13 protein-coding genes are annotated in these 12,841 nt (G+C 47.7%); 10 read left to right on the top strand and 3 right to left on the bottom strand.

Annotated elements, in window-relative coordinates:
* Positions 1 to 1,182, top strand: a 1,182-nt coding sequence (locus tag B3F49_RS00445; protein WP_293908491.1) for an MFS transporter, incomplete at its 5' end; no start/stop codon positions are given.
* A 25-nt stretch (positions 1,183 to 1,207) separates the two neighbouring features.
* Here B3F49_RS00445 and B3F49_RS00440 read toward each other — a convergent pair.
* Genes B3F49_RS00440 through murQ form a run of 3 tightly spaced genes read right to left on the bottom strand, consistent with a single transcriptional unit; the run spans position 1,208 to position 3,427 of the window.
* Positions 1,208 to 1,558, bottom strand: coding sequence for a DUF2200 domain-containing protein (locus B3F49_RS00440; RefSeq protein ID WP_293892770.1), 351 nt, complete (start codon positions 1,556 to 1,558; stop codon positions 1,208 to 1,210).
* A 39-nt stretch (positions 1,559 to 1,597) separates the two neighbouring features.
* Positions 1,598 to 2,467, bottom strand: coding sequence for a MurR/RpiR family transcriptional regulator (locus tag B3F49_RS00435; protein WP_293908490.1), 870 nt, complete (start codon positions 2,465 to 2,467; stop codon positions 1,598 to 1,600).
* Positions 2,468 to 2,491: 24 nt separating this feature from the next.
* Entirely contained in the window at positions 2,492 to 3,427 is a 936-nt protein-coding gene (gene murQ, locus B3F49_RS00430) for an N-acetylmuramic acid 6-phosphate etherase (protein WP_293892776.1), read from the bottom strand.
* A 149-nt stretch (positions 3,428 to 3,576) separates the two neighbouring features.
* Between murQ and B3F49_RS00425 the strand changes: the two genes are divergently transcribed.
* The 9 genes from B3F49_RS00425 (at position 3,577) to B3F49_RS00385 (ending at position 12,829) form a co-directional block, all read left to right on the top strand.
* Positions 3,577 to 4,806 (top strand): anhydro-N-acetylmuramic acid kinase, encoded by a 1,230-nt coding sequence (locus tag B3F49_RS00425; RefSeq protein WP_293908489.1) that lies wholly within the window; start codon positions 3,577 to 3,579, stop codon positions 4,804 to 4,806.
* Positions 4,807 to 4,843: 37 nt separating this feature from the next.
* On the top strand, positions 4,844 to 6,391 hold the full coding sequence (locus tag B3F49_RS00420; protein WP_293892782.1) for an ABC transporter substrate-binding protein: 1,548 nt from the start codon (positions 4,844 to 4,846) through the stop codon (positions 6,389 to 6,391).
* Positions 6,392 to 6,455: 64 nt separating this feature from the next.
* Complete coding sequence (locus tag B3F49_RS00415) at positions 6,456 to 7,418, top strand: ABC transporter permease (protein ID WP_293892785.1); 963 nt, start codon at positions 6,456 to 6,458, stop codon at positions 7,416 to 7,418.
* A 4-nt stretch (positions 7,419 to 7,422) separates the two neighbouring features.
* The gene (locus B3F49_RS00410) at positions 7,423 to 8,259 is read left to right on the top strand and encodes an ABC transporter permease (protein WP_293892788.1); all 837 of its coding nucleotides are present in this window, start codon (positions 7,423 to 7,425) and stop codon (positions 8,257 to 8,259) included.
* Positions 8,260 to 8,270: 11 nt separating this feature from the next.
* Positions 8,271 to 9,281 carry an ABC transporter ATP-binding protein gene (locus B3F49_RS00405; protein WP_293892792.1) on the top strand — a complete coding sequence of 337 codons (1,011 nt, stop codon included), beginning with the start codon at positions 8,271 to 8,273 and terminating at the stop codon, positions 9,279 to 9,281.
* Positions 9,268 to 10,290 carry an ABC transporter ATP-binding protein gene (locus B3F49_RS00400; RefSeq protein ID WP_293892795.1) on the top strand — a complete coding sequence of 341 codons (1,023 nt, stop codon included), beginning with the start codon at positions 9,268 to 9,270 and terminating at the stop codon, positions 10,288 to 10,290. The genes B3F49_RS00405 and B3F49_RS00400 overlap by 14 nt, the downstream gene beginning before the upstream one ends.
* Positions 10,259 to 11,299, top strand: coding sequence for an enolase C-terminal domain-like protein (locus B3F49_RS00395; protein ID WP_293908488.1), 1,041 nt, complete (start codon positions 10,259 to 10,261; stop codon positions 11,297 to 11,299). Before B3F49_RS00400 ends, B3F49_RS00395 begins: the two co-directional genes overlap by 32 nt.
* Position 11,300: 1 nt before the next feature.
* On the top strand, positions 11,301 to 11,780 hold the full coding sequence (locus tag B3F49_RS00390; protein ID WP_293892801.1) for a GNAT family N-acetyltransferase: 480 nt from the start codon (positions 11,301 to 11,303) through the stop codon (positions 11,778 to 11,780).
* Positions 11,777 to 12,829 (top strand): serine hydrolase domain-containing protein, encoded by a 1,053-nt coding sequence (locus B3F49_RS00385; RefSeq protein WP_293892804.1) that lies wholly within the window; start codon positions 11,777 to 11,779, stop codon positions 12,827 to 12,829. Before B3F49_RS00390 ends, B3F49_RS00385 begins: the two co-directional genes overlap by 4 nt.
* Positions 12,830 to 12,841: the final 12 nt, after the last annotated feature.

Below are 12,841 nucleotides of genomic sequence, written 5' to 3'. Positions count from 1 at the left end.
TTCTTCACTATCTGGGCAGGTCAGGCTGTCTCACTTATTACCAGTGCCATCCTGCAGATGGCAATCATTCTCTACCTTACCGAGACTACAGGCTCAGCTTTAGTCCTGTCGCTTGCCTCCTTGGTCGGTTTTCTGCCCTATGCCGTATTGGGGCCCTTCATCGGCGTGCTGGTCGATCGATGCAACCGCAAACACATCATGATTCTCTCAGATTTGGTTATTGCTCTTGCTGCCGCTATTCTCGCCTTTGTGGCACTCTCGGGGGCGCTGCCGGTATGGCTGGTGATGGCAACTCTTTTTGTACGGAGTGTGGGGACGGCATTTCATACCCCGACACTTTCGGCGGTGACACCTCTTCTGGTGCCCCAAGACATGCTTGCCAAGTGTGCAGGGTACAGCCAGGCGATCCAATCGGTCAGCCTGTTGCTCAGTCCGGCACTTGCAGCATTCCTGTATATGGTCTGGGATCTGACAGCCGTCATCGCCTTGGACATCGCCGGGGCTGTGGTTGCAAGCATCACTGTGGCTTTGGTGAGTATTCCGAAGCTGCAAGGGCCGCATGAAACGACCGAACTTCACTTCATTAGGGAGATGAAGGAAGGTTTTGCAGCCCTGCAGGCTAACAAAGGTCTCTTCACCCTGCTTTGGATCGGCTTCCTCTTCACGTTTATCTACATGCCCATCAACGCGTTGTTTCCGCTGATGAGCATGGAGCACTTTGGGGGGACTGCATTCCATGTTTCCCTTATTGAGGTCACCTTTGCTTTGGGCATGCTTGCAGGAGGCTTGGTATTGGGACTTCTGGGAACGTTGGGCAAGCGAAATCTTCTGATCGCCGCGTCCATCGCTGTCATGGGCCTTGTTCTCGTAGTCTCCGGCTTGCTGCCTCCAAGCGGGTTTTTGGTATTCGCAGCCAGTTGCTTGGTTATGGGTTTTGCAGCTCCTTTCTATGCCGGGGTGCAGACTGCGTTGATCCAGGAGAAAATCCAGCCGCAAGTCCTGGGTCGGGTATTCTCCCTCATCGGCAGCGTACAAGGCTTTGCAATGCCGCTTGGGCTTATGCTCAGTGGCTTGCTTGCCGATGGAATCGGAGTAAGCCGTTGGTTTTTTGTGTCGGGAGTGTTGCTGTTGCTGGTAGCTTTATTGGCTTTCCTGTTGCCCTCACTCCGAGAGCTGGAGTAATAAGCATGCTGGAGGGGAGAAGATTCTACGCACGTAGGATCTTCTCCATTGCCTTCCCCTTGGCAAGCTCGTCGATGAGCTTGTCCAAGTAGCGGATCTCTTTCATGATCGGGTCTTCGATCTGATCAAGGCGCACCCCGCAGACCGAACCGGTGATCTTGCTTCTCGCAGGGTTGGGAGACGGGCTTTGCCTGATGAATGTTTCGATAGTTGTCTCGTTCTTCACGTGCTCGTCCAGCTGATCCCGGGTATAGCCGGTCAACCAACAGATGATGGTATCCACATCATCCTTGGTCCGCCCTTTCTTTTCTGCTTTCTGGATATAGAGCGGATAGACAGATGAAAAGCTCATTGCATAGATTCGATGTGGTGCCATGGCAAACTCCTCCTGAATCCTATCCTGATGAGGATGTTGCTAATGCGTATGCCGATGGGTGGCAGCCATCGTTTGTTCAATGGCTTCAATGGAAGCATCAAGATTTTTGGAAACCATCAAGGAATAGAGCATGTCGATGACTGCTAATTGATTGATACGCGATGTACTTGCGCCCTGGCGGTAAATTCGTTCAGAGGCAGGAACTGAAATATGAATGCTGGAGAGCCGGCGGATGGTATTGTCACTATCCATTGTGAGTGAAATGATGGGTACTTTATTCTTTCGTAGTTGCTCTGCCGCAGCTTTCATAGAGTCATTTTCTCCTGAATATGAGATAATGAATGCACAATCCTGCTGCTTGAGTGTAGATGCTGCAGTCAGCTGCAGATCGGTATCATGTGTATAGAAAACAGGCAGTCCGAGCCGGACGAGTTTCTGCATAAAGTCAAAGGCAACGACTCCGGAAGCTCCAACGCCGAACAAGGCAGTAGACCGGGCTGACAAAATGGCATTCACCGCTTGTTCCAAGGAATCTCCATCAAGTGTTCTTTCAAGCGCTGTGAATGATTGTTGAAGCCGCTGAATGACCGAGTGAATTACTGCTGCTGGAGCTGTTTCGGACTCAAGCTCCAAATCAGGGACATACCGTTCATCATAGTTGTCAAACACATCACGTGCGAGCCTGATCTTGAAGTTGCTGAAACTGGAGAAATTGAGATGTTTGCAAAAACGAATAACTGCTGCTTGGCTGGACCCACTTTGCTTGGAAAGTTCTCGAACATTGAAGTGTAAGGTTTTTTTTGGTTCTCGAAGCACGTACGAAGCAACCTTCTTCTCTGAATCACTGAGACTGTCATAGTGTGCATTGATTTCAAATAGAGCGCCCTCGATCCGAACTTTCTCCTGCATTTAGGTTTCCTTCTCTGAATAATTTTACTGGGAATGTTTTCCCTGATACAAGCGAATCATCTCTGAAATTGGTCCGCTTGATTGTTTTTCCAAAGCCAGTGCTGTTTCAGCATCAACACCAAGAAGAATCATCAGAATCGCAACCTTCGGTTTTTTCCCTGATTCATAAAAAGCTTGTACAGCCTCTGCTTCCGTACAGCCAGTGGCTTGCTTGATGAGTCTCTTGGAGCGTTCCACCAGTTTCTGGTTCACCGGAGTCAAGTCAACCATCAGATTGTGATATACTTTTCCCAGTCGTATCATACTTGCCGTTGTAAGCATATTTAAGACCAACTTTTGGGCCGTACCTGCTTTGAGTCGGGTGGAACCTGTGATGATTTCAGGTCCGACATCCAGAAATACTGCATGGTCGGCTGCAGAGAAAGTTTTTGAATCCTTGTTGCAACTGATAGCTCCAACCACAGCTCCAAGGCTTTTTGCATATTCCATTGCACCTATTACAAAAGGAGCCTGCCCTGAAGCTGTGATGCCAACCAGTACATCGTCGGAGGTGAACTTGATGGCTTCAAGTGCGCTCACTCCTGCCTGCCTATCATCTTCGGCATTCTCGATGGAACGAGTCAAGGCATCCCTTCCTCCGGCAATGATTCCCTGAACCATTGTCATTGGGACGCCAAAGGTAGGGGGACATTCCGAGGCATCAAGAACTCCCAACCTGCCTGAAGTCCCTGCTCCGATGTAGACCAACTTTCCCCCATTTTTAAAAGATTCAACAATATCATTTACCAATGCTTCAATGACATGTAGTTGCTTTTCCACTGCATACGGAACTGTTTTATCCTCATTATTCATGATTTGAAGGATACGAAACACGGAGAGTTCATCTATATTTGAGGAATTGTGGTTGCACTGTTCGGTGGTTAGCTGACCTAATTCTTCTTGTGTGATCGGTATATCCATTGTGTGAAATCCCCTTCAGGTGGATATTGAATAATTTTGTTATGGTTTTACTGTACCATTTCAGACCGATGATGTAAAGAAATATTATTTTAAAAACATTTGCGTTTTGAAATATTGTGCCATATACTATCCGTGATGGGGATAGGCATATGAATCAGATGGATTTTCTTCAGTCGTATCGCAGTCGTTTGAACCACAAGCTTATAGGACTTATGTCAGGAACATCTTTGGATGGTGTGGATGCAGTGCTGGTCTGTATCGAGACCGATGAGAACGGTACTACTACCCGGATTACTCTGGAAGATCAAGTATCCATTCCCTATACCAAGGAAATGAAAGAACTCGTGAGCAGGTTATGTGTGCCCGGAACTTCAGATATCAACGATATAACGTTGGCTCATAGCGGTATCGCCTACTGGAATGCAGAAGCAGTCAATATGCTTATCAAACACAGCAACATAAGCCGAACGGCTGTCGATGCTGTGTGCATGCATGGGCAGACGGTTTGGCATGCACCGAACCCCCAATCTTTTCCGGGACCGTCAGGAGTTTTGGAAGTGACTGGCACGTTGCAACTCGGGAACCCTCAATATGTAGCATCCCTTACCCGGCTGCCCGTAATTTCTGACTTTCGTTCTGCTGATATGGCCGCAGGAGGCCAAGGGGCTCCGTTGGCTCCCTATATCGACTATCTATTGTTCCATCAGAAGGGCAAAGGTGTGGCTGTGCAAAATATCGGAGGTATCGGTAATGTTACGGTGCTTCCACTCGGAGGAAGACCCGAAGATGTTTTTGCATTTGATACCGGTCCTGGCAATATGATTATTGACCAGCTTGTAGCCTTGCATACAAAGCAGCAAAAGCAATTTGATGAAGGAGGGGCGATTGCAGCCTCAGGTAGGGTGTGTGAAACATTACTTGCTACCTTACTTGAAGATTCCTATTTTGCAAAATGTCCCCCAAAAAGTACAGGGCGTGAAGTATATGGACAAGAATTCACCAGACAATTGCTTCAGAAGGCGGCAGCTTTACAGCTCTCTTTCGAGGATACTGTAGCAACAGCCACGGCATTTACTGCTCGTTCAATCGTCCAATCATATAAGGATTTCGTTTTACCTGTTACAGCCCTGCATACTGTAATTGTCAGTGGTGGTGGAGCACGCAACAAGACGCTACTCTCTATGATTCGACGCTACTTAGGTGAAGGTGTCGAGGTTGCTGTATCAGATGATTTTGGCATTCCCGACCAAGCTCGTGAAGCCATGGCTTTTGCTTTAATGGGTCACGAGTCCTTACTTGGTCGGCCTTCGAACCTGCCTGCAGTAACCGGTGCTAAAGAGCCCGTAGTGCTGGGTACAATTACCATGCAACAGCTCTGATGTATGTCAGATGAGTATCATTTCATAGGAGTTAACGATGAAGAAACGCAATCTGTTCGTATTGTGCACTGTACTGGTAGTCCTGGTCGCAGTCTCTTCTGCTTTTGCTGCCGGTGTAGCCGAACAGGCTCCAGCTGCCCAGAAGTCTCAGACCTTGACAATCGGGGTGAGTCAGGAAGCAGTAGGCTTGGACCCACATATCGTAACGGCATTCTCCTCGATGCGTCGTTTGGATTTGCTGTACAATCGTTTGGTACGTCTCGATGAAAACATGCAGGTGGTACCTGACTTGGCAGAGTCATGGGAGATTCCCAACAATCTGACCTACATTTTCCACTTGAGAAAGGGAGTCAAATTCCATAACGGAAGGGAAATGACTGCCGACGATGTAAAGTATTCACTCGAGCGAGTCCTCGATCCGGCTACAGCTTCTCCCGGACGTTCTTACATCTCCACCATCTCCAAGATTGAGGTTGTGGATGCATACACTGTCAAGTTGACACTTTCCTCACCTCTTGCGTCCCTCCTGGATGCACTTACTTCAAACAATATTTCCATCGTACCTCGTGAAGCGGTGCAGGAGCATGGAAATCTTCAGCGTGTTGCAGTCGGCACCGGGCCGTATATGCTCAAAGAATGGGTGGTGGACAACTCTATGACGCTGGTAAAAAACCCCAACTACTTTGAAGCAGGATTGCCCAAGAGCGACCAGGTAATATTCCGGGTTATCCCTGAAGAAGCTTCCCTGTATGCGGGTGTTCGCTCCGGGAACTTGGATTTAGCTACCATTAATGATGGGGCAACCATTCGACAAGCTAAGGCAGACAAGAACGTAGTTGTCATGAGCAAGCCGGGCATGAACGTTCGTGTTTTCAGTTTCAACAACCAGAAGAAGCCCTTTGATGATATCCGCGTTCGTCAGGCTGTCGCTCTTGCACTCAATCGATCTGAAATCTTGACCATGGCCGAATATGGTATGGGTGCTACAACGGGTCCGATTCCCATCTCCGCCAAGGTATGGGCGATTCCTCCTGACCAACTCCCTCTTGGAAAGACCGACTATGCAAAAGCAAAACAATTGCTGGCTGATGCGGGATATCCTAATGGATTTGCCTTCGATATCGTGTGTTCCTCAACCTATGAAGGGGGGTTGGCTGTGGCACAGGTGATTCAGAATCAGCTGAAGAACATCGGGCTTACCGCAAATCTGGACGTTGTGGAATGGGGCAATTACATCGATCGTTGGGCGAAGCGTGACTTTGCCACCATGGTTGAACTGCGTGGTGGAAGCAGTGAGCCTGACCGATTCCTGTATAGATCGCTGCACAGCACCGGTGGTGTCAACAATTTCATGTTCAAGGACGCAGAAACCGATGCGCTGCTTGAGTTGGGTAGGGAACAAACCGATCCAGCCCAAAGAAAAGCCACATACGACAAGGTGCAGGTGGTGTTGAGCGAAAAAGCTCCGCTGGTATTTCTCTATAGTCCGAACGAGAACCAGGTTACCAGTCCGTATGTCGAAGGTTTCAAGCAAATCGGTAATGGCAGTCTCTACTATGTGACCCATGCCCAGGTAATCAAGTAACAATTGCTACTGTACTCCTCCCTCCGGGGAGGAGTCTCTCCACTTTATTGTACTGAGGTGTTTCGTGGGAAAATACATTATAAAAAGACTGCTCTCTCTTGTACCTGTCCTTATCGGGGTTTCCTTGATTGTCTTCTTCCTGGTTCGAATGATTCCTGGTTCTGCATTGCAAATGTATATGGGAACACAAGTTGAGGCAACCCCCGAGCAAATGGAAGAGCTCAAGCGATTGTTCGGAGAAGATAAACCAATTCCAGTCTTGTATATTGAGTGGGTAGGGGATTTGCTGAAAGGAGATTTCGGATATTCCCTGAGAACCGGCCGGCCTGTATTGCCTGATATTCTCAATCGGCTTCCCATCAGTCTCGAGCTGACTTTGTATTCGCTTATTCTGGCTCTTCTCATCGGAATCCCGTTGGGAGTGCTTTCTTCCTTGCGTCAAAACACTTTTGGGGATTTTTTCAATAGGGTTGTCGGGCTTATCGGCCTTTCCTTGCCGCAATTCTGGCTTGCTGCATTAATGGTAATAGCATTTTCAAATTCTCAAGGCTGGATACCGATGGGCAATTATGTCAGCTTATTGGAGAATCCTCTCAAGAATTTGAAAATGTTCTTCCTCCCTTCCCTTGCCATTGGGTTTGGATTTGCAGCCGTGGTCATGCGGTATACCAGAAACAGCATGCTTGAGGTATTGCAGATGGACTATGTAAGGACAGCAAGAGCAAAGGGGCTTCCATACCGCAAGGTTATCATTGTTCATGCTTTGAAGAATGCAATCCTCCCTGTTATTACGGTAACGGGATTCAATGCAGGTTACCTGCTCGGAGGATCGATAGTAATCGAGGAAGTGTTTGCATTGCCCGGTATGGGACGGCTTGCCCTCTATGCCATCAACCAACGTGATTACCCTGTCATCCAGGCAATCGTGCTTGTGATAGCAACCCTCTTTGTGTTGGTCAACTTGATTACCGATCTGGTGTATGCATTGGCAGACCCCAGAATCCGTCTGGTCGATGAGAAGAGGTGATGGTATGAAGACTCCACGATTGTTGCGTAATAAAATCGCTGTTGCTGGACTCGTGCTGATAGTGCTCTATCTGCTTATAAGCGTTGTCTCATTATTCTGGCTGCCGTTCGATCCCCTGAATATGGACGCAGAGCAGATTTTACAGCCACCTTCGTTCGTTACAGGACACTTGTTTGGGACTGATGAATTTGGTCGAGATATTCTATCGCGTATCATGAAAGGAACCTCGGTTTCCTTCATCATCAGTGTCAGTGCAACTGCTTTAGGAGCTCTGATTGGTATTTTCATGGGGGTGTGGGCAGGCTATCTCGGTGGAAAAGCGGATAATATCATTATGAGGATTGCAGATATCCTCTTCTCTTTTCCATCTTTGTTGCTTGCAATTTTCATTATGGCAATTTTGGGTGAGCATACGTACAACGTAGTGCTTGCAATCGGTATAGTCTATATTCCTCAATTTGCAAGAATCAGTCGAGGTTCAATCATTGCGTTGAAAGGGAATGAGTTCATCAGGGCCGCCAAATCAAATGGGGCTGGAAGAACCTATATCCTCATTCATCATCTGCTGCCCAATATTACCGCTCCGCTCATCGTACAGATATCGCTGTCACTCTCTACTGCCATATTGCTTGAGTCCGCATTGAGCTTCCTGGGATTGGGGGTTCAGCCTCCTAATCCCTCTTGGGGGAATATGCTCAGTAGTGCACGCAAGGTCATGATGTTTGCACCTTGGACTGCGGTATATCCCGGACTGGCTATTGTTTTGTTGGTGCTCGGATTCAACCTGTTAGGAGATGGATTGAGAGATATTCTTGATCCACGGCTCCGTAATGTTCGATGAGGAATGTGAGAATGAAAGAATCCCCAATTTTGCAGGTGCAAGCGTTGATGACGGAGTTCAAGACCGAGCGAGGCATTGTCAATGCCGTGAACAAGGTCTCCTTCGATGTTGGACGAGGTCAGACTCTGGGAATCGTGGGAGAGTCGGGTTCTGGAAAATCCGTCACCAATCTCTCCATTCTCCGCTTGATCGAATACCCGCCAGGACGTATTACCGGTGGAAAGGTGCTATTTCATGGCAAAGATTTGCTGGATGCTACGGAGCAAGAGATGCTGGGTATTCGAGGCAAACATATTTCCATGATTTTTCAGGATCCTTTGACTTCCCTCAATCCGGTGATAAAAATCTGGAAGCAAATTGCCGAGGCTTTGATGCTTCACCAGGGGATGAAGAAAAAGGAAGCAAAGAAGCAAGCAATAGAGTTGTTGCGGATTATTGGTATTCCAGATCCCCAAATGCGGGCGGAGTGTTATCCGCATCAATTTTCGGGAGGAATGCGCCAGCGTGTCATGATTGCCATGGCCTTGTCCTGCAATCCGGATATTCTCATTGCCGACGAGCCGACTACCGCTTTGGATGTGACAATCCAGGCACAGATTCTCGATCTCATCCGTACCAGGCGAGATGATCAACAGACGGCAGTAATCATGATTACCCATGATTTGGGGGTCATTGCAGAGATGTGCGACCAAGTCTGTGTGATGTATGCTGGTCGTATTGTAGAGCGTGCTGATGTATTCGATTTGTTTCAATCGCCCAAGCATCCATACACACAGGGCTTGCTTGACTCTATTCCTCGATTGGATCGGACCGGTGCTGAAAGGTTGCACTCCATCAAGGGCTCTCCACCCGATTTGCTTCACCTTCCCCAAGGTTGTCCCTTCAAGGAACGCTGTGATAAGGCCATGAGTCGTTGTGCTATCGAGTTGCCTCCCGAGCTTACACTCATCGGATCCTCCAATCCAAGAAAGGTTGCTTGTTGGTTGTATGCAGAAAAGGAGGAAGTCGATGCAAACGCGTGAAACACTCTTGGAAATCAAGGATCTCAAGGTTCATTTTCCCATAGAGAAAGGTCTGCTCTTCAAGAAGGATGTAGGTTCGGTTCGAGCTGTCGATGGTATCTCTTTTTCCGTATATAAAGGTGAGTCCTTGGGCCTTGTCGGGGAGTCGGGTTGTGGTAAATCCACGACCATCATGGCCCTTGCACGGCTTGAACGCATAACAAGCGGACAAGTTTGGTTCGAAGGCAAGGATTTGGCAACGCTGAATGCGGAGCAGCTGATACAAGCCCGCAAGGATTTCCAAATCATTTTCCAAGATCCTTACTCTTCTCTTGATCCTCGTATGCGTGTCATCGATATTGTTGCAGAACCCATGCGTATTTATACAAAAAAAGCCATTCTTACGCTGACGGAAAAGGAAATTGAGGAGAAAGCATTGGGCTTGCTGGATAAGTGTGGTTTGCCTGCTTCCTATGCCAAACGATATCCTCATGAGTTTTCTGGTGGACAGCGGCAACGAATTGGAATTGCCCGGGCCCTGTCGCTTGGCCCGAAGCTTATTCTCGCCGATGAACCTGTAAGTGCCTTGGATGTATCCATCCAATCACAGATCCTGAATTTGCTGAAAGACCTGCAAAAGGAATTTGATCTTACTTTTATATTCATCGCTCACGATCTGTCAGTGGTTGAATATTTTTGCAATAGGGTTGCAGTAATGTATTTGGGAAATATCGTCGAGATGGCGCCTTCCCATGAACTGTATGTAAATCCAATGCATCCATACACGAAAGCGCTGCTTTCAGCAGTTCCGATTCCTGATCCTGTTGCAGCAAGGACACGAAAGCGCTTGATTCTCAAAGGCGATGTACCTTCTCCCAGTATAGTGCGTCCTGGCTGCCCATTCTATGAGCGGTGTCACAAGGCCATGCCTATCTGTGAGAAGCAAAAACCTGCTTTGCTTGGAGCAGAAGCAGGGCATCAGGTTGCATGCTTTCTCTATGAAAATATACAAGGCGGTGAGCATGCTTAAGGTCACAGCAATTCCCTTTGGATTGCCTTTGAAACATCCATTTCATATTGCTCACGGTAGCAGCGAGTACCGGGAGAATGTATTTCTTCAGATCATTCATGATGACAAGACAGCCTATGGCGAAGCTGCTGTTGTTCCCTACTATGGAGTCAGCAAAGAGCAGATTCTTGAAGACTTGCAAAGAAGCATCACCGCTGAAATGATTGTACATCGAGAGACTTTATCCGTGGTAAACCGATTCGCATACAGTATGAGTGCCTGTGCATATACCAGTGCGATGCAGGCTCTCGAGCCTTATTTTCCCCAACCTCGGCCTACGCCGCCACATCGTGGTTCTTCCTATACGATTGCCTATCAGTCTGATATGCAGAGGATGTTGGAATCCATCCAAACGTGCGGGTTCTCGACCATTAAGCTGAAGGCGGGTTTCGCTGATGATATCCAGCGGATTCGTACCATCCGCGAACACTTCCCCGATCTGAAGATTCGTCTTGACGCAAACCAAGGTTGGAATTACGAACAGGCGTATGCTTATATCTTGGAACTTAAGGAATTCAATATTGAGTTGATTGAGGAGCCCATCAAGGGTTCGGTTGGGCAGATCCAAAGACTTTCTGAGCTAAGCGAGATTCCCATCCTATTAGACGAAACCGTGCAAACAATTCAGGATTTGCGAACCTATGCACCGGCTGTTTCCGGTATTGTTGTCAAATTAGCCAAAAGCGGAGGGCCACAGGCTGCTCGTGTACTGATTGAAGAAGCGAAAAACCTCGGCCTCGAAAGTATGCTGAGTTGCATGATCGAATCTTCATTGGGCATTGCTCATGCTTTGACTTTGGAACCTTTATGCAAGTGGATTGATTTGGATGCTCCAACCTTGTTGTCTGATGACGTTTTCTCCGGTTTGACGTATCAGGACGAACTGCCGACTTGTTCTTTATCATCTTTGGTTCCAACCGATCGACTAGGAGAGGCTTTCGCATCAGCAAAGCCTTTCATAGAGGAGTGATATGGAAGTTGAGATTAAGTCATTTTCAGAACAAGATGTACAGTCTTGTGCACATTTGGCGGCCTCGTCATCTCTGAAGGATGTATATGGGTTTTCCGATTATGGGTGGATTGAAAAACTCAGCAAAGCAACCGATGATCCGAACAACCTCTTGTCCGTTGCTTGGGTGGGGGACAGGATTGCCGGCTTTATCTGGGTGCATTTGAAGGGAGCTTTTCTGGTGGCTCCCTATCTTAGGTTCATAGCGGTGGATCCCAAATTCCAAGGTATGGGGGTAGGACGTCGTTTGCTTCGTGAGTTTGAAGAACAGACCAAGCATCTAGGGAAGAGTTTTTTTCTGTTGGTCTCCGATTTTAATTTGGAAGCTCAGGGATTTTATGGAAAGCAAGGATACCGCAAGGTGGGGGAGCTTGCTGATTTTGCTGTTCCTGGTGTAACAGAAGTCATTATGGTAAAGCAGAATATTCGAGAAACGATATGAACTGTCAGGAGAAACTAGAAAGCTTGTCATCTCTGCTTGAACAGAGTATTAGCGAGCAGTATTTCAGCGGAGCTGTCGTCGGGGTTTTCCAGGAAGGAGCCTGTTGTTCAAGAGCATGGGGGACAACTGCCATGCAAGGCGAGCAATTACTAACCTCCCATCTCTTCGATCTTGCATCCCTATCCAAGCTTTTCACCACAGCTGCCATCCTGCGTCTCATTGATTCCGGGGTAATCTCCGACCAAACCCGGTTGCTTGATGTCTTTCTTTTGTGTGATCCTGTCATTACTACACACCTTAATAAGGTGTCTGTCGCTGATTTGCTGACGCATGCTTCAGGGTTGCAAGCTTGGTATCCATTCTATACAAGACGCAGTGATTCCTTTGAGGTGATTCTCCACGATTTGCTCTTTTCCACTCCTTTGCAGCAAGGAGTTGTATACTCTGACATCAACTTTATGTTGCTGGGAATGCTGGTCAGTAAAGTGACCGGTCTTCCATTGGACGAAGCAATGGCCACCCTGGTCTTCAATCCCTTGAAGATGAAGAATGCCACTTACCATCCACAACCAGCACAGTGCGTTGCTACAGAGTTTGGAAATCGAATCGAAAAAAGAATGGTAGCAGAATTGGGATTACAATTCTCTGACTGGCGGTGCGAGCATGTTCCTCTTCGCGGACAATGTAATGATGGCAATGGTTTCTACTATTTTGGGGGAGTGGCTGGTCACGCGGGAATTTTTGCCGATGTTTCCGATGTACTTGCCTTGGGGAGGGCCTTCATGCCCAGCTCCAATTCCTTTTTTTCATCCGTTGTATTGGAGAGAACCTTGCATGACTGGGGTGGGGGACGTGGATATGGTGTTCAGTTTGGGGATCTGTATCCTGATAATGGATTTGGTCATACCGGATTCACGGGAACATACCTGTATGTGAATCCACTTCGTGACATGGTCGTTGTATTGCTGACCAATCGCTTGCACACTCCAAATGTGAGGTCGATCAATCATATCCGCATCGAAGTGGTGAAGAGACTTTTAGTTCAATAGCAAATATTTCTT

The sequence above is a fragment of the Sphaerochaeta sp. UBA5836 genome (assembly GCF_002432845.1).
Classification (GTDB): Bacteria; Spirochaetota; Spirochaetia; order Sphaerochaetales; family Sphaerochaetaceae; genus Sphaerochaeta.
The sequence above is the reverse complement of the archived record's forward strand: the minus strand, read 5'-3'. Positions and strand labels throughout refer to the sequence as shown.

What these genes read in the sequence shown, in the direction of transcription:
- B3F49_RS00420 (WP_293892782.1), top strand. Translation starts at nt 4,844, where the DNA reads ATGAAGAAACGCAATCTGTTCGTATTGTGCACTGTACTGGTAGTCCTG.
- B3F49_RS00390 (WP_293892801.1), top strand. Translation starts at nt 11,301, where the DNA reads ATGGAAGTTGAGATTAAGTCATTTTCAGAACAAGATGTACAGTCTTGT.
- B3F49_RS00425 (WP_293908489.1), top strand. Translation starts at nt 3,577, where the DNA reads ATGAATCAGATGGATTTTCTTCAGTCGTATCGCAGTCGTTTGAACCAC.
- B3F49_RS00395 (WP_293908488.1), top strand. Translation starts at nt 10,259, where the DNA reads ATGAAAATATACAAGGCGGTGAGCATGCTTAAGGTCACAGCAATTCCC.
- B3F49_RS00435 (WP_293908490.1), bottom strand. Translation starts at nt 2,467, where the DNA reads ATGCAGGAGAAAGTTCGGATCGAGGGCGCTCTATTTGAAATCAATGCA.
- B3F49_RS00440 (WP_293892770.1), bottom strand. Translation starts at nt 1,558, where the DNA reads ATGGCACCACATCGAATCTATGCAATGAGCTTTTCATCTGTCTATCCG.
- B3F49_RS00405 (WP_293892792.1), top strand. Translation starts at nt 8,271, where the DNA reads ATGAAAGAATCCCCAATTTTGCAGGTGCAAGCGTTGATGACGGAGTTC.
- murQ (WP_293892776.1), bottom strand. Translation starts at nt 3,427, where the DNA reads ATGGATATACCGATCACACAAGAAGAATTAGGTCAGCTAACCACCGAA.
- B3F49_RS00400 (WP_293892795.1), top strand. Translation starts at nt 9,268, where the DNA reads ATGCAAACGCGTGAAACACTCTTGGAAATCAAGGATCTCAAGGTTCAT.
- B3F49_RS00385 (WP_293892804.1), top strand. Translation starts at nt 11,777, where the DNA reads ATGAACTGTCAGGAGAAACTAGAAAGCTTGTCATCTCTGCTTGAACAG.
- B3F49_RS00410 (WP_293892788.1), top strand. Translation starts at nt 7,423, where the DNA reads ATGAAGACTCCACGATTGTTGCGTAATAAAATCGCTGTTGCTGGACTC.